The sequence below is a fragment of the Cellulosimicrobium sp. GQ32 genome, from assembly GCF_059758455.1.
In genome coordinates this window covers 1-26970 of record NZ_JCAXEP010000008.1, presented here as the reverse complement: position 1 = coordinate 26970, position 26970 = coordinate 1, and the positions used below count along the sequence as shown (strand labels likewise).

The 26970-nt window shown below is 71.0% G+C and carries 27 protein-coding genes and 1 pseudogene; 11 read left to right on the top strand and 17 right to left on the bottom strand.

Features of this window, described 5'->3' with window-relative positions; all coding sequences use genetic code 11:
• Nucleotides 1-25 precede the first annotated feature (25 nt).
• Nucleotides 26-823, bottom strand: coding sequence for a polyphosphate--glucose phosphotransferase (gene ppgK / locus AC6CH9_RS13865; protein WP_498155407.1), 798 nt, complete (start codon nt 821-823; stop codon nt 26-28).
• On the bottom strand, nt 820-1731 hold the full coding sequence (gene map / locus AC6CH9_RS13860) for a type I methionyl aminopeptidase (protein ID WP_498155406.1): 912 nt from the start codon (nt 1729-1731) through the stop codon (nt 820-822). Before map ends, ppgK begins: the two co-directional genes overlap by 4 nt.
• 68 nt (nt 1732-1799) lie before the next feature.
• Between map and AC6CH9_RS13855 the strand changes: the two genes are divergently transcribed.
• Nucleotides 1800-2021, top strand: a complete 222-nt coding sequence (locus AC6CH9_RS13855; protein ID WP_498155405.1) for an SPOR domain-containing protein — start codon at nt 1800-1802, stop codon at nt 2019-2021.
• Nucleotides 2018-2935 carry an N-acetylmuramoyl-L-alanine amidase gene (locus AC6CH9_RS13850; RefSeq protein ID WP_498155404.1) on the top strand — a complete coding sequence of 306 codons (918 nt, stop codon included), beginning with the start codon at nt 2018-2020 and terminating at the stop codon, nt 2933-2935. Before AC6CH9_RS13855 ends, AC6CH9_RS13850 begins: the two co-directional genes overlap by 4 nt.
• 37 nt (nt 2936-2972) lie before the next feature.
• Here the strand turns inward: AC6CH9_RS13850 and panB are convergent, their stop codons facing one another.
• Both panB and AC6CH9_RS13840 read right to left on the bottom strand, forming a co-directional pair.
• Nucleotides 2973-3821 (bottom strand): 3-methyl-2-oxobutanoate hydroxymethyltransferase, encoded by an 849-nt coding sequence (panB, locus tag AC6CH9_RS13845; RefSeq protein ID WP_047233947.1) that lies wholly within the window; start codon nt 3819-3821, stop codon nt 2973-2975.
• Nucleotides 3822-3879: 58 nt separating this feature from the next.
• Nucleotides 3880-5583: an NAD+ synthase gene (locus tag AC6CH9_RS13840; RefSeq protein WP_498155403.1), complete on the bottom strand. Its 1704-nt coding sequence runs from the start codon at nt 5581-5583 to the stop codon at nt 3880-3882.
• 117 nt (nt 5584-5700) lie between these two features.
• On the opposite strand from AC6CH9_RS13840, the gene glnA reads away from it, so the two are divergent.
• From glnA to AC6CH9_RS13825, 3 genes are read left to right on the top strand one after another with little or no spacing between them, the layout of a single operon-like run.
• Nucleotides 5701-7038 carry a type I glutamate--ammonia ligase gene (gene glnA / locus AC6CH9_RS13835; protein ID WP_047233945.1) on the top strand — a complete coding sequence of 446 codons (1338 nt, stop codon included), beginning with the start codon at nt 5701-5703 and terminating at the stop codon, nt 7036-7038.
• The gene (locus tag AC6CH9_RS13830; RefSeq protein ID WP_498155402.1) at nt 7035-10178 is read left to right on the top strand and encodes a bifunctional [glutamine synthetase] adenylyltransferase/[glutamine synthetase]-adenylyl-L-tyrosine phosphorylase; all 3144 of its coding nucleotides are present in this window, start codon (nt 7035-7037) and stop codon (nt 10176-10178) included. The genes glnA and AC6CH9_RS13830 overlap by 4 nt, the downstream gene beginning before the upstream one ends.
• A 2-nt stretch (nt 10179-10180) precedes the next feature.
• Entirely contained in the window at nt 10181-10570 is a 390-nt protein-coding gene (locus AC6CH9_RS13825; RefSeq protein ID WP_498155401.1) for a hypothetical protein, read from the top strand.
• A gap of 22 nt (nt 10571-10592) precedes the next feature.
• On the opposite strand, the pseudogene AC6CH9_RS13820 reads toward AC6CH9_RS13825, so the two are convergent.
• A pseudogene (locus tag AC6CH9_RS13820) lies at nt 10593-11285 on the bottom strand (NADPH-dependent F420 reductase); the annotation flags it as partial.
• A 38-nt stretch (nt 11286-11323) separates the two neighbouring features.
• Here AC6CH9_RS13820 and AC6CH9_RS13815 point away from each other — a divergent pair.
• The gene (locus tag AC6CH9_RS13815) at nt 11324-12919 is read left to right on the top strand and encodes an SLC13 family permease (protein ID WP_498155400.1); all 1596 of its coding nucleotides are present in this window, start codon (nt 11324-11326) and stop codon (nt 12917-12919) included.
• Between the two features lie 125 nt (nt 12920-13044).
• Nucleotides 13045-14739: a flavin-containing monooxygenase gene (locus AC6CH9_RS13810; RefSeq protein WP_498155399.1), complete on the top strand. Its 1695-nt coding sequence runs from the start codon at nt 13045-13047 to the stop codon at nt 14737-14739.
• A gap of 64 nt (nt 14740-14803) precedes the next feature.
• Here AC6CH9_RS13810 and AC6CH9_RS13805 read toward each other — a convergent pair whose 3' ends face one another.
• The 3 genes from AC6CH9_RS13805 to AC6CH9_RS13795 form a co-directional block, all read right to left on the bottom strand.
• A complete protein-coding gene (locus AC6CH9_RS13805) occupies nt 14804-15715 on the bottom strand; it encodes a glycoside hydrolase family 19 protein (protein ID WP_498155398.1) in 912 nt (303 codons plus the stop codon).
• 314 nt (nt 15716-16029) lie between these two features.
• Nucleotides 16030-16257, bottom strand: a complete 228-nt coding sequence (locus tag AC6CH9_RS13800) for a helix-turn-helix domain-containing protein (protein WP_498155397.1) — start codon at nt 16255-16257, stop codon at nt 16030-16032.
• 22 nt (nt 16258-16279) lie between these two features.
• Nucleotides 16280-16504, bottom strand: coding sequence for a hypothetical protein (locus AC6CH9_RS13795; protein WP_498155396.1), 225 nt, complete (start codon nt 16502-16504; stop codon nt 16280-16282).
• A gap of 336 nt (nt 16505-16840) precedes the next feature.
• Here AC6CH9_RS13795 and AC6CH9_RS13790 point away from each other — a divergent pair, with 336 nt between their 5' ends.
• Entirely contained in the window at nt 16841-17287 is a 447-nt protein-coding gene (locus AC6CH9_RS13790; RefSeq protein WP_498155395.1) for a hypothetical protein, read from the top strand.
• 146 nt (nt 17288-17433) lie between these two features.
• Here AC6CH9_RS13790 and AC6CH9_RS13785 read toward each other — a convergent pair whose 3' ends face one another.
• Entirely contained in the window at nt 17434-17652 is a 219-nt protein-coding gene (locus tag AC6CH9_RS13785; protein WP_498155394.1) for a hypothetical protein, read from the bottom strand.
• Nucleotides 17653-17733: 81 nt separating this feature from the next.
• Nucleotides 17734-18099, bottom strand: a complete 366-nt coding sequence (locus AC6CH9_RS13780; RefSeq protein ID WP_498155393.1) for a hypothetical protein — start codon at nt 18097-18099, stop codon at nt 17734-17736.
• 120 nt (nt 18100-18219) lie between these two features.
• On the opposite strand from AC6CH9_RS13780, the gene AC6CH9_RS13775 reads away from it, so the two are divergent.
• From AC6CH9_RS13775 to AC6CH9_RS13765, 3 genes are read left to right on the top strand one after another with little or no spacing between them, the layout of a single operon-like run.
• Nucleotides 18220-18759, top strand: coding sequence for a hypothetical protein (locus AC6CH9_RS13775; protein WP_498155392.1), 540 nt, complete (start codon nt 18220-18222; stop codon nt 18757-18759).
• A gap of 44 nt (nt 18760-18803) precedes the next feature.
• Nucleotides 18804-19211, top strand: a complete 408-nt coding sequence (locus tag AC6CH9_RS13770; protein WP_498155391.1) for a helix-turn-helix domain-containing protein — start codon at nt 18804-18806, stop codon at nt 19209-19211.
• A 10-nt stretch (nt 19212-19221) separates the two neighbouring features.
• A complete protein-coding gene (locus AC6CH9_RS13765) occupies nt 19222-19701 on the top strand; it encodes a hypothetical protein (RefSeq protein ID WP_498155390.1) in 480 nt (159 codons plus the stop codon).
• Between the two features lie 1952 nt (nt 19702-21653).
• On the opposite strand, the gene AC6CH9_RS13760 is transcribed toward AC6CH9_RS13765, so the two are convergent.
• From AC6CH9_RS13760 to AC6CH9_RS13730, 7 genes are all read right to left on the bottom strand, one after another.
• Nucleotides 21654-22004 carry a P27 family phage terminase small subunit gene (locus AC6CH9_RS13760; RefSeq protein WP_498155389.1) on the bottom strand — a complete coding sequence of 117 codons (351 nt, stop codon included), beginning with the start codon at nt 22002-22004 and terminating at the stop codon, nt 21654-21656.
• Nucleotides 22001-22411: a hypothetical protein gene (locus AC6CH9_RS13755; protein ID WP_498155388.1), complete on the bottom strand. Its 411-nt coding sequence runs from the start codon at nt 22409-22411 to the stop codon at nt 22001-22003. The genes AC6CH9_RS13760 and AC6CH9_RS13755 overlap by 4 nt, the downstream gene beginning before the upstream one ends.
• The gene (locus tag AC6CH9_RS13750; protein ID WP_498155387.1) at nt 22411-25035 is read right to left on the bottom strand and encodes a phage tail protein; all 2625 of its coding nucleotides are present in this window, start codon (nt 25033-25035) and stop codon (nt 22411-22413) included. The genes AC6CH9_RS13755 and AC6CH9_RS13750 overlap by 1 nt, the downstream gene beginning before the upstream one ends.
• A 169-nt stretch (nt 25036-25204) precedes the next feature.
• Complete coding sequence (locus AC6CH9_RS13745; protein ID WP_498155386.1) at nt 25205-25786, bottom strand: hypothetical protein; 582 nt, start codon at nt 25784-25786, stop codon at nt 25205-25207.
• Between the two features lie 13 nt (nt 25787-25799).
• Nucleotides 25800-26210, bottom strand: a complete 411-nt coding sequence (locus AC6CH9_RS13740) for a helix-turn-helix domain-containing protein (protein WP_498155385.1) — start codon at nt 26208-26210, stop codon at nt 25800-25802.
• Between the two features lie 169 nt (nt 26211-26379).
• On the bottom strand, nt 26380-26559 hold the full coding sequence (locus AC6CH9_RS13735; RefSeq protein ID WP_498155384.1) for a hypothetical protein: 180 nt from the start codon (nt 26557-26559) through the stop codon (nt 26380-26382).
• A 202-nt stretch (nt 26560-26761) separates the two neighbouring features.
• The coding region (locus AC6CH9_RS13730) for a hypothetical protein (protein ID WP_498155383.1) at nt 26762-26970 on the bottom strand (209 nt) is incomplete at its 5' end.

Here is a 26970-nt window from a genome sequence, read left to right as displayed (position 1 = left end):
AGGCCAGCCGCCGCGCCCGCGCCGGTCAGCGCGCGTCCGCCGCGAGCGACGCCGCGCCCACGATGCCGGCCGCGTTGCGGAGCCGGGCCGGCACGATGGGCGCCCGCAGGTGCAGCAGCGGCAGGAAGTGCTCGTGCTTCTTGCTGACGCCACCGCCCACGACGATGAGGTCGGGCGAGAACAGGTCCTCCACGACACCGAAGTAGCGCTGGAGCCGTTCGGCCCACTGCGCCCAGTCCAGGTCCTCACGGTCCCGCGCGGCGTCGGACGCGCGCGTCTCGGCGTCGTACCCGTCGATCTCGAGGTGCCCGAGCTCGGTGTTCGGGAGCAGGTGGCCGTCGACGACGATCGCGCTGCCGATCCCCGTGCCGAGCGTCGCGACGAGCACGACCCCGTCCGCCTCGCGCGCGGCGCCGTACCGGACCTCGCCGATCCCGGCGGCGTCGGCGTCGTTGACCGCGACGACGTGGCGCCCGGTCTCGCGCGCGACGAGCGCGGGCAGGTCGACCCCGGTCCACGACTGGTCGAGGTTGGCGATGAACCGCACGACGCCGTGCTGGAGCGGCGCGGGGAACGCGACGCCGATCGGCACGTCGGGCGGGAGGTCGTACTCGCCCACGAGCTCGGCGATCACCTCGGCGACGGCCTGCGGTGTCGACGGCTGGGGCGTCGGGATGCGGTGGCGCTCCTGCGCGAACTCGCCGGTCGCGAGGTCGACGGGTGCGCCCTTGATGCCGCTGCCCCCGACGTCGATGCCGAACGCGGTGCGGGGGCGGTCGGTCCGTGCCGCAGGTGCGGCGTGAGAGTTCTGGTGAGCGTTCATGGCAGTGTGAGGATCTCCGCTCCGTCGTCGGTCACCAGCAGCGTGTGCTCGAACTGTGCGGTCCGCGAGGCGTCCGCGGTGACTACCGTCCACCCGTCGTCCCACATCCGCCACTCGGACGTGCCGAGCGTGAGCATGGGCTCGATGGTGAAGACCATCCCGGGCTCGATGACGGTCGCGTGGTCGGGTGCGGCGTCGTAGTGCGGCACGACGAGGCCCGAGTGGAACGCGCGCCCGACCCCGTGCCCCGTGTACTCGCGCACGACCCCGTACCCGAACCGGGCGGCGTAGCGCTCGATGACGCGCCCGACCACGTTGATCTGGCGGCCAGGGGCGACGGCCTTGATGCCGCGGGCGAGCGCCTCGCGCGTGCGCTCGACGAGGAGCGCCGACTCCTCGTCGACCTCGCCGACCGTGAAGGTCGCATTGGTATCGCCGTGCACGCCACCGACGTACGCGGTGATGTCGACGTTGACGATGTCGCCCTCGACGAGCGCGGTCGAGTCGGGGATCCCGTGGCACACGACCTCGTTGAGGGACGTGCACAGCGACTTGGGGAACCCGCGGTAGCCCAGGGTCGACGGGTATGCGCCGTGGTCGAGGAGGAACTCGTGCCCGACGCGGTCGAGCTCGTCGGTCGTCACGCCGGGAGCGACGTGCCGCCCGACCTCCACGAGCGCCTGGGCCGCGATCCGGGACGCGGCACGGATGCGCTCGATCGTCTCCGTGTCGTTGACCTCGCTCCCGGTGAAGGGCCGCGGGCCGGGCCGCCCGACGTACTCGGGACGCTCGATCGACGCCGGCACGGCGCGCAGCGGTCCGACGACACCGGGCACGAGCGGGCCGCGACGTGGGGCGGGTGGGGGAGCGACGGCGTCGGGCGAGGTCGGGGACGGCGTGGGGCTCATGGTGGCCAGTCTACGAACGTGCGGGGTCGTGGACGGCCGGGCAAGCCGAGATGGGGGAGGATCGGGTCATGAGCACCGGATCACGCTTCACCGACGGCGGCGAGCCCGCGGCCGAGGACCAGTACTACTTCGACACCCGCACGGGCGAGGTGCACCACGGCCCGAGCGGCTCGTGGTCGCACCGCATGGGTCCGTACCCGACCCGTGAGGCCGCGCAGAAGGCGCTGGAGACCGCGCGCGAGCGGTCGGACGCCTGGGACGAGGAAGACCGCCGCGAGCGCGGCGAGTGACCCACGCCCCTCCGCCCGGCCCGCGCCGGGTCTGGTCGGGGCGCCTCGGCCTGCTCCTCGCGGGGCTCGCCGTCGGCGCGCTGACGTTCCTCGTCGCGCTCCAGGTCCGGGCCGTGTCGGGCGGGACCCCGACGACGGTCACCCCGTCCGGTGACGCCGTCGCCCCGGTCCCCGCACCGGAGGCGACGACCGCGTCCCCGGACCCCACGGTCACCGAGACCGGGCCGCCGCCCCCGCTCGCGGGCCTCACGGTCGCCGTCGACCCCGGGCACAACGGCGGCAACGGGGCGAACCCGCTCACGGTCAACGCGCCCGTCCCCGACGGGCGGGGCGACACCAAGGCGTGCAACACCGTGGGCGCGTCGACGGACGCGGGCTACCCCGAGCACGCGTTCACGTGGGACGTCAGCAGCCGCCTCGCGGAGGGGCTCACCGAGCTCGGCGCCGTCGTGGTGCTCACGCGCCCCGACGACGCGGGCGTGGGTCCGTGCGTCGACGCGCGGGGCCGCTTCCCCCAGGAGAACGACGCGGACGTCCTCGTCTCGATCCACGCCAACGGCACGGAGGACCGGAGCGCGCACGGGTTCTTCGCGATCGTCTCCGACCCGCCCGTCGTCGCGGCCCAGGGGGAGCCCAGCGTCGCGCTCGCCCACGACCTCGTGGCGGCGTTGACCGCGGCCGGGTTCGCGCCGTCGTCCTCGGTCGGCGCCGACGACGGCCCGATCCAGCGGCGCGCCGACCTCGCGACGCTCAACCACGCCGAGCGCCCGGCGGTCATGCTCGAGCTGGGGGAGATGCGCAACCCCGACGAGGCAGCGGTCATGGAGTCCGAGGAGGGCCGTCAGCGCTACGCCGACGCCCTCGCCGCGGGGCTGACGGCCTGGGTGGCCGACGGCGGCGCGGACGCCGGCTGAGCGCCGACGTGTCGCCGCCCCGTGGCGGGCCCGGAGGTCAGCGCGCGAAGCTGTGCGCGTCGTCGGGGAAGGTCCCGCCGCGCACGTCCGCGGCGTAGTCGGCTGCCGCCTGGCCGAGCGCCGCGCCGATCTCTGCGTACCGCTTGGCGAAGCGGGGTGACCAGTCGGTCATGCCGGCCATGTCCGTCCAGACGAGCACCTGGCCGTCGCACGCGGCGCCCGCGCCGATGCCGATCGTGGGGATGCGCAGGATCTCGGTGATCCGCGCGGCGACCTCGACCGGCACCATCTCGAGCACGACGGCGACGGCGCCTGCCTCGGCCACCGCGAGGGCGTCCTCGCTGAGCCGCTCCGCCGCGTCGTCGCCCCGCCCCTGGACGCGGGGCCCGCCGAGCGCGTTCTCGGACTGCGGCGTGAAGCCGAGGTGGCCCACGACCGGGATCCCGGCGTCGGTGAGCGCGCGGATCTGCGCGGCGATGCGGCGCCCGCCCTCGAGCTTGACCGCGTTCACGCCGGTCTCCTTGAGGAACCGCACGCCCGTGGCGAGCGCCTGCTCCGCGCTCGCCTCGTACGAGCCGAAGGGCAGGTCGACGACCGTGAACGCGCGGCGCGCGGCGCGCGCGACGGCGCGGGCCGGGGGGATCAGGTCGTCGACCGTGACGGGCAGGGTCGTCGCGTGCCCGTGCATCGTGTTGCCGATCGAGTCGCCGACCAGCAGCATGTCGATCCCGGCGTCGTCGAAGATGCGCGCGGTCACCGCGTCGTACGCCGTGAGCATCGTGATCTTCTCGCCGCGCGCCTTCGCCTCGGCGAGGTGGTGCACGCGGACGCGGCGCGGTCCCGTGCCCCCGGTCGTGGCGGGCTCGGGGGCGGTGTGAGCAGACATGACGGCCTTTCCTGGGTGCGGGGTACGGGGCGGACGGCGTGCGGGGTGGCCGGCGCCGTCAGTCGATCGGCTCGCGCCAGCGGTTGGTGATGGGCAGACGGCGGTCGCGGCCGAACGCGAGGGCGGTGACCTTGGGGCCCGGCGGGTACTGGCGGCGCTTCCACTCGGCGCGGTCGACGAGCGTGACGACCTTGTCGACGACCTCGGGGTCGAAGCCGCGGGCGAGCAGCTCGGCGCGGCCCTCGGCGTGCTCGATGTAGGCGTCGAGCACCTCGTCGAGGAGGTCGTAGGGAGGCAGCGAGTCCTGGTCGGTCTGGCCCGGGCGCAGCTCTGCCGACGGCGGCTTGGTGATGGACGACTCGGGGATCGGCGGGATCTCGCCCCGGTCCACCGCCTGGTTGTTGCGCCAGCGCGCGAGCTGCCACACGCGCGACTTGTCGACGTCCTTGAGGGGGGCGAAACCGCCGATGCTGCCGGCGTCGTAGATCGTCGCGTACCCGGTCGCGAGCTCGGACTTGTTGCCCGGCGCGATGACGAGGTGGCCCTCGCGGTTGGAGATCGCCATGAGGATCACCCCGCGCACGCGCGCCTGGAGGTTCTCCTCCGCGACGCCCTCGAGCGCGAGCTCGCCCTGGAACGCCTCGACCATGGGCGCGATGGGCTGGACGCGGTAGTCGGCGCCGAGCCGCTTGGCGAGGTCCGCGGCGTCGTCCTTGCTGTGGTCGGACGAGTACTGCGACGGCATCGAGACGCCGACGACGTTCTCGCCGCCGATCGCGTCGGCGGCGATCGCCGCGGTGAGGGCGGAGTCGATCCCGCCCGAGACGCCGAGGAGGACCGAGCGGAAGCCGTTCTTGCGGACGTAGCCGGCCAGCCCGGTGACGCAGGCCCGGTACACCTCCTCGTCGGGGTGCAGCTCGGGGGCGCGCGGCCCGCGAGGTGCGCCGTCGGACGGCAGCTCCCACACGAGCAGGTCCTCGACGAACTGGGGCGAGGTCGCGACGACGGCGCCCGCGGCGTCGGTGACGAACGAGCCGCCGTCGAACACGAGGTCGTCCTGCCCGCCCACGAGGTTCACGTACGCGACCGGCGCGCTCACCTCGCGCGCGCGGCGCGCCGCGAGGTCGGTGCGGACGTGGCCCTTGCCCTCCTCGTACGGGGAGCCGTTGAGCACGAGCAGCAGGTCGAGCCCGTTCCCCGCCTCGTCGAGCGTCGCCATCTCGGCGACCGGGCCGCCGTCCTGCCAGATGTCCTCGCAGATCGCGATGCCGACCCGGCGGCCCTCGACCTCGACGACCGTCGTGGTCTCGCCCGGGGCGAAGATGCGGAACTCGTCGAACACGCCGTAGTTGGGCAGGTGGTGCTTGTCGTACGCGGCCTGCACGACGCCGTCGCGCAGCACGACCGCACGGTTCGTCGGGAGGTCCGCGGGCGAGCCCGAGGCCTCGCGCTCCGCCGCGCCCGCGCCGCGCGGGGCACCCGAGGTCCCGACGGTGCCGAGCACCACGGTGATCCCGCCCAGGCCGTCGGCGGCGAGGCGCGCCGCGATGTCCGCGGCGGCGTCCCACGCCGCGCGGCGGAACGACGCGCGCAGGGCGAGGTCCTCGATGGGGTAGCCGGTGAGGGTCATCTCCGGGAACGCGACGAGCTGCGCGCCCGCCGTCGCCGCCTCCCGGGTGCGCTCGAGGACGAGAGCGGCGTTGCCGTCGAGGTCCCCCACGCACGTGTCGACCTGTGCCAGCGCGACGCGCAGATCAGCCATGCCGCCAGCCTAGACGAGCGGGGGGACGCGACCGGTCCGAGGGGCCGTCCCGACGCGCGACGTCCGCCACACGGCCGTGTCACCCGTTCGTCACACGGATCAGGCAGGATGTACCGCATGGACAGGCAGCAGGAGTTCGTGCTCCGCACGGTCGAGGAGCGCGACATCCGCTTCATCCGGCTCTGGTTCACCGACGTGCTCGGCATGCTCAAGTCGGTGGCGATCGCGCCGGCGGAGCTCGAGTCGGCGTTCGCCGAGGGCATCGGGTTCGACGGCAGCTCGATCGAGGGCCTCACGCGCGTGTACGAGGCCGACATGATCGCCAAGCCGGACCCGACCACGTTCCAGGTGCTCCCGTGGCGCGGCGAGCGGCACGGCACCGCGCGCATGTTCTGCGACATCCTCACGCCCGACGGCGAGCCGTCCCTCGCGGACAGCCGCAACGTGCTCAAGCGCGCGCTGGCGAAGGCGAGCGACAAGGGGTTCACGTTCTACACGCACCCCGAGGTCGAGTTCTACCTGTTCAACCAGCCCGCCGACGCCGAGCACGGCCTCGTGCCCGTCGACCAGGGCGGGTACTTCGACCACCTCGCGCGGGGATCGACGCACGACTTCCGCCGCGCCGCGATCACGATGCTCGAGTCCATGGGCATCTCGGTCGAGTTCTCCCACCACGAGGCGGGACCGGGCCAGAACGAGATCGACCTGCGCTACGCGGACGCGCTGACCACGGCAGACAACCTCATGACGTTCCGCACGGTCGTCAAGGAGGTCGCGCTGGAGCAGGGCGTGTTCGCCTCGTTCATGCCCAAGCCGATGGCCGACCAGCCGGGCTCGGGCATGCACACGCACCTGTCGCTCTTCGAGGGCGACCGCAACGCGTTCCACGAGCCGGGTGCCCAGTTCGAGCTGTCCAAGACGGCGCGCCAGTTCATCGCAGGGCTCCTCGTGCACGCCGCCGAGATCACCGCGATCACCAACCAGTACGTGAACTCGTACAAGCGCCTGTGGGGCGGCGCCGAGGCGCCGAGCTACGTGTGCTGGGGCCACAACAACCGCTCCGCGCTCGTGCGCGTGCCGATGTACAAGCCGGGCAAGGGCAACTCGAGCCGCGTCGAGTACCGCGCGCTCGACTCGGCCACGAACCCGTACCTCGCGTTCGCCGTCATGCTCGCCGCGGGCCTCAAGGGCATCGAGGAGGGCTACGAGCTCCCCGAGGCCACCGAGGACGACGTCTGGGAGCTCACCGACGCCGAGCGTCGCGCCCTGGGCATCAAGCCGCTCCCGCAGTCCCTCGACGAGGCGATCGCGGTCATGGAAAAGTCGGAGCTCGTGGCCGAGACGCTCGGCGAGCACGTCTTCGACTTCGTGCTGCGCAACAAGCGCCAGGAGTGGGACGGCTACCGCGCGCAGGTCACGCCGTTCGAGCTGAAGCGGTTCCTCCAGGTCCTGTGAGCGGGCCCACGACGACGTCCGGTCGGTCCGGCGGCTCCCGCCGACCGACGCTCACCGGTCGGCTCGCGCGCGTCGGCTTCGCCGACATCTCGCGCTCGGCGAGCCTGCTCGCGGACCCGGACCTCGCGCTCCTGCTCGACGGCGGGCGAGGCCCGGGAGCCGACGGCGCGGACCCGGCGTCCGTCGTCGACGACGAGCTGCTCGCCGCGTTCGGAGCGGCGGCCGACCCCGACCTCGCGCTGCTCCAGGTCGTGCGGCTCGCGGGCGCGCTGCGTCCCGACGTCGAGGCGCGCGGCCCGCTCGCGGACGTCGCGCGGCGCGCCCTGCGGCCCGGTGAGGCGCGCGACCGCCTGCTGGCGGTGCTCGGCGCCTCGGTCGCGCTCGGCGACGACGTCGTGCGCCGGCCCGCGCTGCTCGACGTCGTCGCCGACCCGACCCCGGGGACCGGCGTCGACGTGCGCGCCGTCCGGGCCGAGCTGCTGCGCGCCGTCGGTGCCGACCCCGAGGCCTCTGTTCCGGTCGCCGACCAGGCGGGGCCCGAGCGTGTGGACGCGCTGCGCCGCGCCTACCGCGAGCGGATCCTGCGCATCGCCGCGACCGACCTCACGGTGACCGACCCCCTGACCCGCATGCCCGCGGTCGGGGCGGCGCTCGCGGACCTCGCCGCCGCCGCGCTCGAAGGGGCGCTCGCGATCGCCCGTGCGGAGCTCGACGACCACGGCGCGGGCGTGCGGCTCGCCGTCATCGGCATGGGCAAGTGCGGGGCGCGCGAGCTCAACTACATCTCCGACGTCGACGTCATCTACGTCGTCGAGCCCGCCGAGGGGTACGACGAGGCGTACGCGACCGGCGTGGGCGCGCGGCTCGCGACCGGCCTGGCGCGCGTGTGCTGGGGCACGTCGGGGGAGCCCGCGCTGTGGCAGGTCGACGCCGCGCTGCGCCCCGAGGGCAAGCAGGGCCCGCTCGTGCGCACCCTCGCGAGCCACGTCGCGTACTACGAGCGCTGGGCCAAGACCTGGGAGTTCCAGGCGCTGCTCAAGGCGCGCACGGTCGCAGGGGACCGGGACCTGGGCCGCGCGTACGAGGAGGCGATCGCCCCGTTCGTGTGGTCCGCGGCGGGCCGCGAGAACTTCGTCGAGGACTCGCAGGCGATGCGCCGGCGCGTCGAGGACCACGTGCCCGCGGCGGAGGCCGACCGCCAGCTCAAGCTCGGCAAGGGCGGCCTGCGCGACGTCGAGTTCACCGTCCAGCTCCTCCAGCTCGTGCACGGGCGCGCGGACGAGTCGATCCGCAGCCGCGGGACGCTCACGGCGCTCGCCGAGCTCGCCGCGACCGGGTACGTGGGCCGCGAGCACGCGGCCCGGCTCGGCGTCTGCTACCGGTTCCTGCGCTCGCTCGAGCACCGCATCCAGCTCTTCCGGCTCCGGCGCACCCACCTCGTGCCGACCGCCGAGGACGAGCTGCGCCGACTTGCACGGTCGCTCGGGATGCGCGCCGAGGGCGCCGACGGGCTCACAGAGCGGTGGCGGGCGACGCGCCGCGAGGTGCGCGACCTGCACGAGGAGATCTTCTACCGCCCGCTCCTGCCCGCCGTCGCGCAGCTCTCCCCGGACGAGGTGAGCCTCGCGCCGGAGGCGGCGAAGGCCCGCTTCGCGGCGATCGGCTACCGCGACCCCGCGGGCGCGATGCGCCACGTCACCGCGCTCACCGAGGGCGTGAGCCGGCGCGCGGCGATCCAGCGCCAGCTCCTGCCCGTCATGCTCGGCTGGTTCGCCGAGGGCGCCGACCCCGACGCGGGCCTGCTCGCGTTCCGCACGCTCTCCGAGACGCTCGGCGCGACGCACTGGTACCTCAAGCTGCTGCGCGACTCCGGCTCCGCGGCACAGCGGCTCGCGCACCTGCTCTCGAACTCGCGCTACATGGCCGACGCGCTCGGTCGGTCGCCCGAGTCGGTCCGCTGGCTCGCGGCAGACGCCGACCTCGCGCCGCGCGGGATCGAACGGCTCACGGCCGAGACCGACGCCATCCTCACGCGCGCCGACGAGGTCGAGCCCGCGACCGTGAGCCTGCGTGCGGTGCGCCGCCGTGAGCTCGCGCGCACCGGCGCCGCCGAGCTGCTGGGCGTCGTCGACGCGGTCGACGCGGCCCGGAGCATCTCCGACGCCGCGGACGTCGTGCTCGCGGGCGCGCTCCGGATCGCGGAGTTCGTCGCGCGCGGCGAGCTCGGGTACGACGCGCAGGACCCTGGCTCCGCCCCGGCGCGCCTCCTCGTCGTCGCGATGGGTCGCCTCGGCGGGCGCGAGATGGGCTACGGCTCCGACGCCGACGTGATGTTCGTGCACGACCCGGCGCCGGGCACCGAGGGCGCCGACGCCCAGGCGTACGCGCTCGCCGTGGCGACCCGGCTGCGCCAGCTCCTGTCGGCCGTCGGTCCGGAGCCGGCGCTCCCGGTCGACGCCGACCTGCGGCCCGAGGGGCGCAACGGCCCGCTCGTGCGTTCGCTCGCGTCGTACACCGAGTACTACGAGCGGTGGTCGAGCGTCTGGGAGGCGCAGGCGCTCCTGCGCGCGCGCCCGGTCGCGGGCGACCTCGACGGCCTCGGCGAGGGGTTCGTCCGCGTCGTCGACGCCCGGCGCTACCCGCAGGGCGGCCTCGATCTCGCGGAGGTGCGCGAGGTGCGGCGCATCAAGGCGCGCGTCGAGTCCGAGCGGTTGCCCCGCGGCGTCGAGGCGTCGCGCCACCTCAAGCTCGGCCGCGGGGGAGTGTCCGACGTCGAGTGGACCGTGCAGCTCCTCCAGCTCCAGCATGCCCACGACGTCGCCGGGCTGCGGACGACCTCGACCGTGGACGCGCTCGAGGCCGCCGTGGCCGCCGGTCTCGTCGACGCCGACGACGCCGCGGTGCTCGGCGAGGCGTGGCACCTCGCGTCCCGCCTGCGCAGCGCGCTCGTGCTGTGGTCGGGCCGGACGACCGGGACGACCGTGGACGTGCTGCCGCACGACCGGTTCGCGCTCAACGGCCTCGCTCGCGTGCTCGACCTCCCGGACGTGGACACGGGCGCCGAGCTCGAGGAGCACTACCTGCGCACCGCGCGGCGCGCCCGGACCGTCATGGAGCGCGTCTTCTACGGCGAGGACTGATCGTGGTCCGGCGCGACGAGCCGCCCGTCCCGGGACTTCTCGACGGACGCGAGCCGCGCGTGCTCGGTGATGCGGGCGACCGCCGCGCGGCGCCGGGGCGCAGCCGTCGGGACGCCGGGTCGTTCTACGGCGCGCGCCTGCGCTGGGCGGGGTGGATCGCCTGGGCGCTCGCCGCGTTCGCGGTGGTGCTGACCGTCGCGTGGCAGCGCCCCGAGCCCCTGGGGGCTGCGGCCCTGTGGGGCCTGGCCGGCGTCGGCTGCCGACGCTGCGCACGCCTCGTGGAGCGCCCGCTCGGACCGGCCCGCGCGTTCGCGCTCCTCGGCCTCGTGCTCGCGCTCCTCGTGCTGCTGATCGTGGGCGCTGGCCTCGTGGCCCGGGGCGAGCGCGCCTGACGCGCCCGCCCCGGGGACCGGGTCAGATCGTGCGAGGCGCGCGGGCGAGGTTCTGACGCAGCTCGTCGGCGTCCTGGCGCGCGACGTACGCCGGGCGGTCGCGCTCGACGCGCCACGACTCCGCGAGCGGGCTCGTGTCGACGGCGTCGAAACCGAGCTCGTCGTAGAACCGCACGACCCACGCGGCGGCCTCCGGGAAGTCGCTCGCTGTCGCGAGCGCGCGGCGTCCGGGGGTGCCCGCGGGGGTCCCGTCGGTCGTGATGTCCGTCGACCGGATGTGGTTGAACGCCTTGGCCACCTTCGACCCGGCCAGGTGCTCCTGGAGCAGGCCCGACGACGTGGCCTCGCCCCGGTCGAGCGCCTCGACGTGCCCGTCGCGCTCCCAGTAGTAGTTGTTCGCGTCGAGCACGATCTTCCCGTCGAGCGGCTCGGCGGGGACCTCGCGGTACGCCCCGAAGGGCACCGCGACGAGCGCGACGTCCGCGTCCCGCGCCGCCTCCTCCGCCGTTGCCGCCCGCGCCCGCGGACCGAGCTCGGCGACGAGGTCGTCCAGGGTCCGGGGGTCCCGCGAGTTCGCGATGACCACGTCGTAGCCGTGGGCGATCGCCGCCCGGGCGACCTGTGAGCCGATGTTGCCTGCGCCGATGATGCCGAGAGTCGTCATGGTCATCGACAACGCCCCGGCGCGCCCGCTATTCCGGTGACCTCCCGGACGGTGCGACCTGTGGCATCCTGACGTCCCAGGGGGTGCCCATGATCGATCCGCTGGTCGCGACCTTCGTCATCCTGGCGCTCGCGGTCGTGGGCTTCATGACCAACCGGCTGCCGCTCGTGGTCGTCGCGCTCTTCGTGCCGGTCGCCCTGTGGGCGACCGGGGTGCTCACGCTCGACGAGGCGCTGGGCGGGTTCAGCGACCCGATCGTGCTGTTCATCGCGACCCTGTTCGTGCTCAGCGACGCGCTGGACTCCACCGGGATCACCGCGTGGATCGGGCAGTGGCTCGAGCGGCGCGCGTCCCTCGGCCGTGCCGGGCTGCTCGCGCTGATGGTCGGGGTCGCCGCCCTGCTCGCGGCCGTCATCAGCATCAACGGCGCCGTCGCGGCGCTCCTCCCGGTCGCGGTCGTGGCGGCTGCGCGCGCCGGCATCGTGCCTTCGCGCATGCTCATCCCGCTCGCGTTCGCCGCGGGCGCCGGCTCGCTCCTCACGCTGACCGGCACCCCCGTGAACATCATCGTGTCCGAGGCGGCGGCCGAGGCGGGTGGTCAGGAGTTCGGCTACTTCGAGTTCGCGCTGGTGGGGATCCCGCTCGTCCTCGCCACGGCGGTGCTCGTCGTGACGCTCGGCGACCGGCTGCTCCCGGAGCGCGTCCCCGAGCACCTCGCCGACACGGCCACCGACCCGCGCGAGCGGGTGCGCTCGTGGCGCGAGAGCTACCCCGCGGAGCTCGACACCGGCCGCCTGTTCACAGGCGGCACCGGGGTCGTCGAGGTGCTCATCGCGCCGCGCTCGACGCTCGTGGGGCGCCGGGTGAGCCCCGGCATGACGACCCGCGACGAGGGCCTCGTCGTGCTCGCCACCCGCCGCGGCGACGGCAGCTCGACCGGGCCGGACAGCGAGGCTCCGTCAGGCCCGATGACCCTCCAGCCCGGCGACGCCGTGCTCGTGCGTGGGCCGTGGGACGCGCTCCACCGCTACACGCAGTCGCCCGACGTCATCGCCGTCGACTCCTCGAAGAGCCTCCAGCGCGGCGTCCCGCTCGGGCGTGGGTGGCGGCGCTGCCTCGGGGTGCTGGTCGCGACGATCGTGCTGCTCGCGACCGGGGTCGTGCCGCCCGTCATCGCGGGTCTGCTCGCGGCGGGCGCCCTCGTGCTCCTGCGGGTCGTCACCGTGCCGCAGTCGTTCCGTGCGATCTCGTGGGACACCGTCGTGCTCATCGGGGCCCTCATCCCGCTGTCGGCGGCGTTCGTCTCGTCCGGTGCGGCCGACGCGATCGCGGACGTCGTGCTCCGGGTGACGGGGGGCGGCTCCCCGCACCTCGCGCTCCTCGTCGTGTGCGTGCTCACGCTCGTGCTCGGCCAGTTCATCTCCAACGTCGCGACGGTCCTCGTGATGGCGCCGGTCGCGGTGTCGTTCGCGCAGACGCTCGGGGTGAGCGTGCAGCCGTTCATGATGGCGCTGACGGTCGCGGGCGCCGCGGCGTTCCTCACCCCGATCGCCACGCCGGTCAACCTCATGGTCCTCCAGCCGGGCGGCTACCGGTTCGGCGACTACTGGCGCCTGGGCCTGCCCCTGGCGGCGGTGTTCCTCGCCGCGGCCGTCCTCTACGTCCCGCTCGTCTGGCCGTTCTGACCGGCCCCGCGGGAGCGCCTGCCCGCCGTGGCAGGAAGCCCGCGTGCGTGGGACGGTGTACCGCGTCGCACGGGGCCGTCCGCCCCTGCGGCGTCCGGACGGACCTTGAGACAGGGGAGCGGTGCATGGACGATGTGGCGAGCGGCGGCGGGACGTACGACGCGGTCGTGATCGGGGCGGGATTCTCGGGGCTGGCGATGCTCCACCATCTCCGGGAGGTCGGCCTCTCCGTCCTCGTGGTGGATGGCGCCGGGGGAGTCGGCGGGACGTGGTGGGCCAACCGGTACCCGGGCGTGCGCACCGACTCGGAGTATCTCGCGTACGCGTTCTCGTTCTCCCGCGAGGTGCGGGACGAGTGGGACTGGAGCGAGCGCTACCCGCGCGGCGAGGAGATCCGCGCCTACCTCGAGTTCGTCGCCGATCGGCTCGACCTGCGGCGCGACATCCGGCTGGGCGCGACCGTCGAACGCGCCGAGCACTCGGACGCCACGAACCTGTGGACGCTCACGCTCGCCGACGGCTCGACGCTGCGCGCCACCTACCTCGTCTCGGCGACGGGCCTGCTCTCGCGCCCCGTGTATCCGGACCTCCCCGGTCTGGACACCTTCGCCGGGCCGGCGTACCACTCGGCGAGGTGGCCGCACGAGGGTGTGGACCTGTCCGGCAAGCGCGTCGGGCTGGTCGGCGTCGGCGCCTCGGGGATCCAGATGCTTCCCGAGCTCGCCGCCCAGGCAGCCCACGTCACCGTCTTCCAGCGCACCCCGAACTACGTCCTGGAGACGACCAGCCCCGCGGTCACCGCGGACGAGCTCGCCGCGCTGCGTGCGGACTACGACGCCGTCTTCGAGCGCGCGGCCCAGCATCCGTTCGGCGTGCCGATGGAGATCCCGACGCGGTCCGCGCTCGAGGTGGACGACGAGGAGCGCCGCCAGGTGTTCGAGTCGCGCTGGGAGGCGGGTGGTTTCCGCTTCGCCAACGAGTGCTTCACCGACCTCGTGTCGAGCCCCGAGGCGAGCGCGCTCGCGTCCGAGTTCCTCCGCGGCAAGATCCGGGAGATCGTCGCCGACCCGCGGACCGCCGAGGTGCTCAGCCCGTCCACCTACACCTTCATGGGCAAGCGCCCGCCCACCGGGCACGGCTACTACGCCGCGTACAACCGGGAGAACGTCGAGCTCGTCGACGTCCTCACGACCCCGATCACGCGGGTCACGCCGCGCGGCGTCGTCGTCGCCTCCGCGGACGGGACGGAGGAGACCGAGCACGACCTCGACGTCCTTGCGCTCGCGACGGGCTTCGACGCCATGACCGGGGCGCTCACCGCGTTCGACGTCGTCGGTCGCGAGGGCATCACGCTGCGCGAGCGGTGGGAGCGGGACGGGCTGCGGACGTACCTGGGGATCTCCGTCCACGGGTTCCCCAACTTCTTCCTGTCGCTCGGCCCGCAGACGCCGCTGTCCAACCTCACCGTGCCGGTCCAGCGTGGCGCGCAGTGGCTCCAGCGCGCGCTCGTCTACGCGCGGGAGAACGGCGTCGCGCAGCTCGAGGCGACGCGCGAGGCCGAGGAGTGGTGGTACGAGGAGACTGAGCGCGCGGGGCGGGCCACGGTCATGTACGAGGAGGGCAAGAAGGCCGGCGCCTGGTTCGTCGGCGGCAACGTCCCCGGCAAGCGCGCGGAGATGGCGGTGTACCTCGGCGGAGGGCCCGTCTACCAGGACGAGTGCGCACGGGCCGCGGCCGAGCAGTACGCGGGGTTCCGCCCTGGTTCCGGGCTGCCGACGGCCCACGTGCCCGGGACCGCCGCGGTTCCTGCCCCAGGCTGACAGGCGGGTGCGGTGCGCCCCCTGCGCGCACCGCACCCGTCGCGCCGCACGCGGGGCAGCCCGGTCAGCAGTACAGACCCGAGCCGGGGGCGACGTCCAAGACCTCGATGATGCGCACGTACCGGTCCACCCGGGACTGCACGGACGCCGGGTTGCCGCCGTCGCACTCGAGCGCACCGTTGAGCGAGTTGATCGTCTGGCCGAACCCGGCGCCCGAGACCATCGCCTGGTGCGACGTCATCACCCCGGGGCCGTTCTGCGTGTTCCAGTACCAGAGCGCCGTCTGCCAGGCGACGGACGGGTCCTCCTCGACGAGCCACGGGTCGTTCAGCAGGTCGATCCCGAGCGCGTCGCCCGCGGCCTTGTAGTTGAAGTTCCAGCTGAACATGATGGGCCCGCGACCGTAGTACGCCGTCCGGCCGGCGGGGCAGCCGAACGGCTGGGAGGCGTCACACTTGATCCAGTAGTTGGCCTCGTTGATCTCCTTCACGTACCGCAGCCCGACCGACTCGAAGTCCGCGTGCGTGAGGAACGCGGCGACCTCGCGCGTCCGCGTCTCGGGCGTGCCCGTGCTCGCGAACGCCGGGTAGACACCCAGCGCGTCGACGAAGCCGTCGTACGTGTAGAACGGGTGCCGGTTCGGGAAGATCGCGTCGAACTCCGCACGGCTCACGACGAAGTCGTCCCCGCCCCCGACGCACCGGCCCGCGTCCACCCAGACGCTCGTCGACCCGGGCGTCTCTCGCTGGGTCCACCAGCGGGCCGTCCAGTTCCGCCCGTGGTGCGACGCCGTCTGGCCGCCCGAGTACGCCGTCGTCGGCGACCACGTCGCGGCGCACGCGGCGGCGCTCGCGGACGGGTCGGCGCTCGCGCTGGACGGGGCGGCGCTCGCCGGGGCGGCGAGCGCCGCCGCCACGGCGGTCGACACCAGCGCGGACGCGACGGCCGTGAGGGCGCGTCGGAAGCGTGTGGTCATGAATCCCCCTGCTCTCGTAGCGGCATCGTTACCGCCGCTCGCAAACCTAGCGAGTGGATTACGGTCGGGGCAAGGGATCAGCAGAATCGGCGAGAGAGACGACGGCGGCCCGCCACCGGGAGGGTGGCGGGCCGCCGTGAGACCTGTCGGCGTGACCGATCAGATGTCGTAGTAGAGCTCGAACTCCCGGTTGTCGAATGGACGCGTTGGGTAGCGCTGGGAGCGTTGGTATCCCGCCGTTCGAAAGTTGGCGTGCAATGGCCGTCCGTGGGCAGTTGCGGACTTCTTGCGGACTGGCTGCGGACTGACGAGCTTCAGTAGTAGCCGCTGCCTGGCTTCTCGCTCGGGAGGCTCTCGATCCATGCGAGCAGCTCGTCACGCTGCAGGAGTGGCTTCTTGCCGTAGTACCGGGCGATCAGGTCACCCTGTGCGATCGCCCTGCTGAGAGATCTCGTCGAGAGCCCGGTGGCCGCGGCTGCCCCTTCGAGGCTGTAGGAGACCGGCGTGATGGACCACTCGACGAACTGGCGGATAGGTGTCATATCGGACGACATGAGACCGAGACTAGGGCTCCGTCCAGCCACGCCGCTTCGCCGACAGCTCCGTGATGGTCAGCGGGTCTTCGTGGACGCCCTTGCGGCCGTTCTCGTACCGCTGGATGTCGTCGGGGTCGAAGCGCCAGTAGCCGCCGACCTTGAATCCGCCGAACTCCTCGGCGTGCTCTCGGATCCACTCGACTCGGCGCTGCCAGCGCGCGGCGAGCTCGACGGGTGTGAGAAGGGCCTTCACGGTTTTGACGTGGGTAGTGACTCGACCCACTCGAGGAGGTCGCTGCGGAGGATCAGTGGCTTGCGGCCGAGGTACCGGGGCGTGAGGTCGCCCTTGGCGATGGCCCGGCGGATAACGGACTCGGACGACCCTACTGCCGCTGCGGAGCCGGGAACGTCGTAGGACACAGGGGTCAATATGGGTTGCATCTCGCGAGACTAGTTGTGCCCTGCCTAGGTAGACGAAGCCCCCGGTGGTCGTGGCCAGTTCCGAGTCCGGGCGTTGGATCGGGGGTTGCTTGGGGAGGGGATCCGCTCCGGGAGAGCCGCCCGCAGGGCGTCCACTAGGTTCTGAAGCATGAACGTTGAGGTCGTCGTCGCGGTCATCGCAGCCCTCGCGAGCATCGCCGCCGCTATCGTCGCCCGAAGCTCGCAACGTCGGGCTACGGCTGGCGCTCGGGCTATCGCCAGCGTTAACCACCGCGTGGCCGATCTCGACCGTCAGGAGGAGCGGCTACGCGCCGATTTTGTCGCCTTTCTCGAAGCGGTTGGTTCCGTCCAAGGCCTTCCCGACATCGGGCGTGTGCTCGGAACGGGAGAGATCCTCGCCGCCAACCCGCGATGCACTCGTGAGCTCAGGGATGCAGTCCTGCACATTCGAGAGTGGGCCCACTCCAAGTACAACCCACGTGCCGCGAGACCTACGACTGAGCTAGGTTCGAGGTTCGATGAAGCGCGGGTCGCCTTTCGTGATGCCGTCGAGGAGATTCAGCGCGACCGCGCGGAGGTGCTGGCTGAAGAGTGACCTGACCCGGGGAACGGACGACGCACAGCAATACGGCGGATGGTCCAAGGGTGCTCCTTTGGAGACGATCGAGGCGGGACATCGACCCCCCGGCGCGCGCTCGACATCATCCGCTTCGCGTCGGTTCGACCCCGACGGTCAGCGCCTCACGCGCCCTGGCGCTTCGCGTCGAGGACTGCTTCGGCGCGTCGAGCCAGGACGCTCTCGTCAACGACGGGTCCAATCAGATCGGCATGCTCCGACCAGGGGTACTCGATCACGCCTCGCCTCGGCTGCCCGTTGACCTCAGCGTGAATCGAAATGCGGATCACCCCGAATTCGGTCTCGGTGGTAAGCGATCTGTCCTCGTGCCGCTTCCATTCCATGCTGTCCAGCCTGACAGGCCCGCCGAGGACATGTCACCCTACGTTGGCGAACTTCACCCCGCGTCTCACCTGCTCCTCCGACTACCGCTTCGGTGGGCGCCGAGGGATCGTGCGGAACACGTCCTCGACGCGGAGCCAGACGATGAGCTCGTGCTGGTTGTACGGCGGCGTGAGCGCCTTGATCACGACCATGGCGTGCGTGTCGGTCCAGCGGATCGCGCGCGCCGGCAGCAGTTCCTCGTGCGTCTCCCACAGCAGGCGCACGATCACGGGCAGGTCGCCAGACGGCCGGACGGGTGAGCGCGCCGGGTGCTCGTAGTTCAGGGGCTTCCGCTCCGACCAGGGGCGGTCCTCGAGTTGGTCCGGGCGAGGGGCGGACGCAGCGATCCCGGGCCGGTCGTCACGCTTGCGGCGGATCAGCCGCCGTCCGTCGTCTCGCTCGCCCACGGCACGAGGGTACGCGCCGTCGAACTCTTGTTCGACTACGGCGTGTGATGGTGGGTGAAGTCCCCAGGCAGGCGCGGCTCGGGGTCGGATCGGCCTGCAGGTTCCACTAGTCTCACCGACATGGCATCTCAAGAGCGCGTTCCAGCGGCCGATGCCGCTGGAACGGTCGCTGACACGAAGGGTCAGCCTGAACCAGAGGCGCCCAAGGTCGCGCTGGAGATGCCCTACGGGAACCGCTCCTGTGGCACCGGCGGGACGTGGGCAAAATGCCACGCCAACCCGGACTGGGAAGCTGGCCTAGCGGCCGTGAAGGTCATGTCTCGCTCCGATGACGACTATCGCATGCTCACGCGCGAAATCGACCGGTTCATGAAGGCCGCCCAACGGGGCGACCTGACCTATGGCAAGAGCGAGGACGTCTACCGGATGGCTACCGCGGCGCTGATCCTTGAGCTCCGGTTCGAGCGCCGGGTGGAGTACCCCGACGGTCGGCGGGCTGTACGCCTCTACTTCAGCGAGCCCGACGTCGACCCTGGCGTGCTGCTCGCCGTGAAACTTGGAGCCAAGCCCACCACGGCTAGCGGGCTAGACCTCCAGAACGACCACGCGGCGGATGCGCACGACCGTGTGCTTGAGCACTACGAGCACCGACAGGCCTAGAGTTGCACTACACTGCAACTCCGACTCCGACCGAAGAGGGATGCATGAACATCGACGAACTCCTTGGGTTCGACGACTCTGACCCCAGGGACCGCCTCGCCGAGTACATCATGGCGAGTGACGACCAGATGCTTGAAGACTTGGTCGCCCGGCGCAAGGCGCTGGGCCTCAAGCAAGATGACGTCGCCGAGCGCATGGGCATCGACAAGAGCGGTGTCAGTAGGATCGAGAGCGGACTCCGGGACCTACAACTGTCGACCTTGCGTCGCTACGCCATGGCTATCGATGCGGTCGTGAAGCACGAGGTCTACGCCTTCGAGGACGTTGACGGCACGGCCAAGGCGCGTCGCTACTTTGAAGGCACGCGGTTCCAGCCAGATACTAGGGCTCATGAGGGCAGAGAGCGCCTCGTCCAAGCAACCAAGCCGCAGACTGCGACCGTCTATGCCTAGCACGCCGACTGTGCGAGACGCCCACGATCTGCTCGCGCGAGTCAATCTCGTCGAGGTGGGATGCTACGAGTTCAGTGGCTTTCGCGGCGCTGCGGTCGAAGGTGGCCGCAAGATCGTCGGCCCTGGTCCAGTAAAGGACTGGGAGCTGGAGGACGAGGAGCACGAACTAGGCGTCTACTGGCTTACTGACGGCGGGCGACTTCTGGTGCGTCTGCTGGTCGCCCTCAAGAGCAATGCCGGTGAGATGCGTGTTGGGATGCAGGCGGAGTGGGACACGGGCGAACTGACCCGGGCTGATGTCCCGGCGGAGGTCGAAGAAGAGTTCATCAACCGCGTCGCGGTTATGACTTTGGTCCCCTACGTCCGTGCTGGCATTTCTGACCTGGCGAGCCGAACCATGGGGATGAATGTGACCATGAGCCTCATTCGTCCTGGAGATCTTGAGTTCAACTCGCTCCGCGGCGAGGAGCCAACTGAGATCTCCAGCTAGCTAGCGAGACCACCGGCACAACGACAGGTCCGGCACCGTCGCCGCCCGTCCGATGGGTACACGATCGTGTTCTCGGGCGTGTACTCGTGGCCGTGCGGGCAGTGCGTCTTCGCGCGTTGGTGGTCGGCGCCGTCGAGCCGCTCGGTCGACCCGTGCCGGTCCCAACGGTTGTAGTGCATGACGCAGAGCCCGCGGCCCTTGAGCGGCCGGTCGCAGCCGTCGACCGTGCAGACGGTGGGGCGCGCAGCGCGCCCCTGCTGTCGCCGTGAAGCGTGCACACGCCCGAGCAGCGAGGTCGTCGTCGATCAACCACGGACCCGACTCGCCGCCACGGTCGACCTGCTCGCGCAGCCAGCGACGGACGCTTTACGCGGATACGCCGAGCTCGGCTGCCAATGCGTTCGGACTCGCCGTGTCGGGACTCATCTGGGCGAGAGTACGGTACTTGCCCTTTAGTCAGTCGCAGTTGACGACAGGCGATCGGGTGACGGTGTCGGGTTTGCATCATCCACGGGCGGGTGCGGGATCTTGGTCGTGCTAGAGCTTCGTGAGCGTCCTTGTAGGAGCCGCGACGCCGACACCTCGACTCGGACGTCCTCCTTCTCTGCGCGGTCCAGGAGTTCCGTGTCTTCGATCAAGGCCTGGACGAAGGCCTGGCGTACAGCCCTAAGGCGAATCCAAGGTGTCCGTGCCAAGTGCCCGGCCACGATGGAGGCCGCGAAGAGAAGCCAGAACTTCCAATCCCCAAGGAACGACGCATCGAAGAGTGGCCCTGACGAGTCGAGCCCGCTCCAGAACCAGTCTTCGAATGAGCTAGCGCTCTCGGTCGAGAGGAACAGGAGCCTGAGCACCGCAGCGATGAGCAGCGTAATTGCCAGTACGACACCCCATACCGCGATGAGGAGGTCCCAGAGCGGGAAGGTCACACACGTGCGAGCACACAACTCGAGCGCCGCGTCCCGGGCAGAGAGCATAGATGCTCTCGCGGGCGCGGACGTCGGCTCGAAGTGCTTCGCTAGCTCGACGTTCTTCGAGACCCGTGCGCGAAGCCTCGCAGTGCGTGTGGCCTGCTGCATGAGCACCCCGACAGTACCTGCAGAGCCCAAGAGGGCGGTGAGGATCGCGATCGCCGCAGCTTCTGACACTCACAGCCTCCTGTCGGTACACCGCGCAGCCCGGATAGCCGCCTGCCACAACGTAGTGCTCTGGCCGTGACGGGAGAGTTGGTGACTCGGGTGAAATCGGGACGGCCGAGCCGGCTCCCTCTCCGTCGTTGGAGGGGTTGAGGGGTAGGCTCGTGGCAGCGCCTCCCCGGCGCGCAGTCTCTCCCTTGCGGAGACTGCGGTCGTGGCTGCCGCCTCTTTGCTGGCGCTTCTCGCGTGCTGCCTTCCCACCGATTTCAAGAAGGTATGCAACCAGAAGGGAGGATCGCTCATGGGACGAGTGCTCACGACGATCGGAATCCTGGCCGACATGGTCACGCTCACCATGGCGGCGGCCACGGCCATGCGGGGTTAATCCTCCGGGAGGCCACGTCACCTCGCGACTAGCCCTACCTTGTTCTGCGCGTCTTGGGCATGACGCTGTCCCGGGCTTCGAAGCTCTCGCAAAGAAAGTCGACCATGTTCGGCCACGCGTCGGGGTTGTCGCGGTAGAAGGCGTGGCGCTCGACGTGCCAGGGGTACCAGTCGTCGATCGTGCGACCAGAGAACGTGCGAAGCCTGGCCGGCACTGGTGTAGTGCCCGTGGGCTCGTGGCGTCGTCTCATATCCACTCCGCTCGGAACATCCGGTAGTAGCCGTCGGGGTCCGGCGGGATCTTGATGCCGTGCTCGTGGCGCCAGTCTTGGCGTGCCCGCTGCCAGGTGGGTACGTCGGGCCAAAGATCTGGGTCGAAGGTCAGCAGCTCGGGCGGCGGCTCGACCTGGGGCTCAGGCTCAGGCTGTCGGCGCCTCATCGTCGACCCCGTCCCGCGTAGACGCCGCGGACGGGACGGGCCGCCGGTGCGTCCTCGTCGAGTCCAGGCACGCCGAGTGTGGCGAGGATGCGCGCCATCGCGAGGCGGTGTGCGCGAGCTTCTGCGACGGCCGGGTGAAGGCGCATCCCCTGGCTGCTCGGGATCATGATGCCGTCCTTCGTCACGGCGGCATCGAGGTCTCGGATGCGGTCACGGGTACGGCACGCCTCTTCGAGCTGCGCTGCCTCGGCTGGTCCGAGCTCGAAGTCGGCGACGATCGCGTCCCAGAGCTCGACGCCGGGAGCACGCAGCTCTGCGGGGGTCGGTGGCGCCTGAGTGGCGGTCATGGGGCCTCCTTGGGTCGCGTGATCGAGGGGCTCAACGTTTGGGTCACCGCGGGGGATTTCGCTATGCCAGAGGGGGCGAGGACCCGGGTGGGGGAGGGGGACCTCCCCCCGCCCCCGCTGCCGAGGATGTTTCGTCGAGCCTCGAGCGTCTGCCACCGCATCCTGGCTTCGACGTTGACGCCGTGATCGTCGCGGAGCATCTCCGCAGCGCTGGCGTAGTAGTTGATGGCCAGGACATGGATGCATGCCTTGAGCTCTTCGACGACGTCCGCTGGTTCGTCACTCGCGGCGTTGGCCGCGATCCAGGCGTCGAGGAGCTGGCGTGCTCGGTCCTTGTGTAGGCACTTGGCCGCGATCTCTGTCGCGAGCAGCGCGCCGGCGTTGCCTGGGCTCAATGCCGTCACCATCAGCGCCTCCCCGGTCGAGCCTGAGCAGTGCGCACCGCGTGTACTGCCTGCTCACGCGCGCCGTGTCGGATCTCGGCCGCCAGCCTGCTGATCGTCTGGTCCGATAGGTCGATCGGCCCCTGTTGCAGCGCGGCCTTGAGGCCGGCGGACTCCACCGGGGTCAGCACGGCCTCGGGTCGGCCGGTCAGGTTCACCCCGACGCCGCCGTTCGGAAGCCACCCACCGTTGTCGAACAGGCCCGGGATCACGCCACCGTGACGCATCGCCCAGTGGACGTGGTCCCAGTGGTCGCCCCGGGTCGGCTCGCCGTAGTTCTTCGGCCGGCCCTTGTAGAGCTGCCGAATCCCGGCAGGCGAGTAGATGAGCTCGGTCGCGTTCGGGTACGCGGCACGCAGCGCGTTGAAGATCGCCATCATCCCCGCTGCGTCACCAGGACGCGCCGCCGCGATGTCGATCGCACGCCCCATCCCGTGCATCGACGGGAACCCGGTCGCCGTGATCGCACCCGGACGGAACCCGGACGTGACGCGAGCACCAGGAACCAGCGCCCGGACGATCGACGACATGCGCGACACACCCAGTGCACCCGCCGCCTTACCGCCCGCACCACCGCCGTCCGTCGACTGGGCGCCGAGCAGCGACTTGACCTTGTCCGCGAGCCCGACAGCGAACTTCGCCGGCAGGGTCCCGACCATGTCGAACAGACCACCGCGGTGACCACCCGAGCCCGCGTCGTTCATGATCTGCGAGACGGCCCGTTTGATCGCCCCGATCGGGTCCTTGATGATCTCGACTGCCATCGCGCCCGCGTCCCACAGCGACTGACCGAAGCTGCGCAGGCCACGCCCGATCGACGATGCCACGCCGCCGACGTTGTCCCAGAACCCGCCCGTCTCCGCACGGCGCCCGAACACGCCGCCCGACGAGAACGCCTGCCCGCGACGCGCCGCGGTGTTCATGGCCGCGACTGCTCGAGGCCCACCCACGGCACGCGTCCACTCCGGGCGCATGATCGCCTCGCCGCCGGAGAGCTCAAGACGCCCGCCCGTCGGGGAGACAAACCGGTGCACGTCACGACCCGGCGTGTACCCGGGCATGACACCACCCGACGCGAACTTCACGAGCGACGCCTGCGGCAACTTCAACGAACTGAGCCCGACCGCCCCCGCGATCGTGTTCCACCACTTGCGGATGCCGTTGTTGTACACGGTGCCCAGGACGAAGTTGATCGGCTTCGCGGCGGCAGACTTGATGCCGTCCCACGCCGTGGCGATCGCCTTCTTCACGTTCGTGAACGCCTGCTCGAGCAGGTCGATGCCGACCTTGAACGGCGTGAAGACCCACTTGTCGATCCATGACCACGCCGCCGAGATGCCCGACTTGATGTTCGCCCAGACGTTGGCGATGATGCGGCCCGCAGCCTGGAACGCAGCGCCGAACCAGTTGATGACCCGCTGGATCGCAGGCCACGCGGTACCGGTCCACCACGTCGACACCGCAGAGATAGCAGTCTTGATGCCAGCCCACGCCGCTTGGACGATCTTCTTGCCCGTCTCGGTCTGCGTGAAGAAGTAGACGAGAGCACCCACCAGAGCTGAGATCGCAGTGACCAGCAAGCCTGCTGGGTTCGCGCGGATGGCCGCATTCAGCGCGAGCATCGCCCCCCTCGCGGCTGCAAGGACCGCAGGGATGCCCTGCGTCACGAGCACGTACGCACCCCACGCCGTGGTGCCGGCCGCGATCGCCACTGCCATGGGCTTGAGCCACGCCTCGTTCTGCTGGATCCACCCGCCGAGCGCCTGCAGCCGTGGCATCACGTAGTCGATGCCGGCGGAGAAGCCCGCCAGGACGTTGTTCGCCACCGTGCGCACGGCCGTGAACGCCGGGGCGAGCTGCTGCCCGAGCTTCGCCCGGAGGTTCTCCGCCTCGGCCGCCAGCGTCTTCTGCACGTTCGCGGTCGACTCCGACGTGCGCGCGAAGTCACCCTGCGCGTCCGACGTCTGCTTCAAGATCGCCTGCTGCGCCGCCAACACCTTCTGCTGTGGGGTGAGCGCATCCTTCGTCGACGAGATCAGACCCATCTTGAGGGCCTCGTTGCGCAGCGTCGCGTCGTCCAGCAGCACGCCGTACGCCCGGATCGGCTCCATCTCGCCACGCAGAGCGGCGCCGATAGCCTCGATCGCCTGCTCCGGCGACGTGCCCTTGAACGACGCCAGGTCTGCGGCGAGAGCCGTCTGATCCGTCGCGAACTTCGCGAGGTCGTCCCCAGCCAGGCCAGCGCTCTTGCCGTACGTCCCGAACGTGTTCGAGGCGTTGATGACCGCCTGCTGCGACAGGCCCAAGGTCCCCGCCGCAGTCTTCGACTGGGCGATGATCTTGTCCATGCTGTCGCCAAACACGACACCGGCAGCAGCGGTCGAGTCCTCGAGCTCTGAGAAGGACGAGACTGCCCCGTTTACGAACGAAGCGATCCCGGCGATTGACGCGCCGGCAAGGAGCCCGCCAGCAGCGGCCTTGAACCCGGCCGACAGGCGACCGCCCGCGGACTTCCCGGCCTTCTCCGCGGCCCGGCCAACCTCCGGGCTGTCGAGCTCCTTCGCGATGTTCTTCGAGAACCCCTGCATGCTCGGCAGGAGCTCCAGGTAGGCAGTTGCTATCGCTGGCATCTCGCCCTCCAAGGGGGCTGTGGTGTGGAAAAAACCGGGGAGAGAGATCTCGCTGTGCCAGAGGGGGCGAGGACGGCCCCGGCCCGGGGGACCGCCCCCTGGGCCTGCATCACGGTCGGTGTCTCTGTCAAAGGCTCGGCGGCTTGAGGGCGCTCAGCTGCAAGGTCCACTCGAAGCCGTTGTACTCGGCCCGCTGCGCCTTCCAGATTCGCTCCACAGCGGCGTCCACCTGCGGTCTGGTCTCGAGGAAGGCGTGAAGGACGTCGCCGTACTCCAGCTCCATCGCTCGACCGGCGGCTGCTCTCGCCAGCACCTCGTCGCTGTTGCGCGTGGCTCGACGGACGAGGTTGAGGAGCTCTTCGCGGGCGTTGATCTCACCGACCCGGTCTCGCGCGTCGCGCATCGAGATCGCGAGCGAAGCTGCGTCACCGGGCAGACCTGCCGTACCGAAGGCCCGTGCGACGTCATCGCGATCGGAGTACCCGGTCTGGCCCGCCATCGTCTCGATCTTCTGGTCAAGGATCGTTCGCCGGTTGTCGTACGCCTTCGAGAGCATCGCTCGACGCGCTTCCTTGGTGTACTCCGTCTGGCTGCGGATGTGGTCGTACTCGCCCTTGGCGCTTCGCGCGGCGTTGTCGAGGACTTCTCGGACCTCGTCCGCTCGTCCGGCCTGGACGAGCGCCTTGATCGCTTCCAACGTTGTCGCCACCTGATCCTCCTTGTCAGGCCGCCCGTGCGGCTCGGTAGTGCTCTACGTCTGCGCGGGCGATGCGCCAGCTACGGCCGTGTCTCTCAGCCGGGAGCCGGTCTTCCTCGATCGCGAGGCGGACGGCTCGGTCGGTGATGCCGAGAAGGTCTGCGGCCTTGCTGGTGTTGACCCACTTCGAGGGTGCCGGGACTTCCGGTTCCTTCCGCTGGTCGCTTCCGGTGGCCTGGGTCTGCCACTGCAGTCCGCCTCGGTGCAGTGCGGCGAGGACGGCATAGACCTCGGGGTCGGTGCCGCGCGCGCTGATCCTGGTGGCCGAGAGGTTGGTTCTCGTGGCGAGCCACGCAGCGATCCGCACGGGCACGATCACGACGGCGTCGGGTCCCTCGCCGTGGAGGTAGGCGCTGGACGGTTTGGGTTCGCTCATTGACCACTTCCTCGCGCTCGTACGAGGCGCACGGCCCCGCACTCGGAGCATCGGCAGATGTGCCATCCGCGCAGCGGTGACGGCTCGCTGGTCCAACCCGGGACGCGGCAGCCGTACCGGTGTCGGGTGCCGTGCTGGTCGACAGTCTCGGGTCGGCTTGTCGTGGCGCTCACCGCTCGTCTCCGACGACGTCGGGCCAGACGATGCCGACGAGATCGAGCGCACCCTCGTCGCGTGCCCGGACGGCCTGGGCGTACGCCATGGCCCCTTGAAGCTCGTCCACGGCGCCGACGGCGATCTCGTACTGGTGGATGCGGTCGTCCGGCGGGATCCGGTCGAGCGCCTTCATGAGTGTCGTTGCGGAGCGGAGGAGGCTGTGAGCGCGAACCTCATGGTTGGGCCAGGTCGTCATGGCGTGGTCTCCTCGTTGAAGTCTGTGCAGGTGCATGCGCCGTCGGCGGTGTTCCATGCGCGGCAGTGGTCGTCGGGGATCCATGGCCGCCCATGGATGCGCGAGACGTGTCCGCAGCGGCAGGGTTCGTTCCGTCGACTCATGCGGTCTCCCTGAGCACTTGCGCAGCCTGTACGGCGGCGTCTCGTGTGGAGGTCTCTGGGTGCGTCGCGAGTATCTGCGCGACGAGGTCGTGGGCTCTCGGTCCGATGGCCATGAGGGTCTCGTGCGCGGCTTCGTATTCCTCATCTCGCCCGAGCGGCGTCGCGCGCTGGTGAGGTACTTCGGGGCCTGCGGGAATCTCTCCTC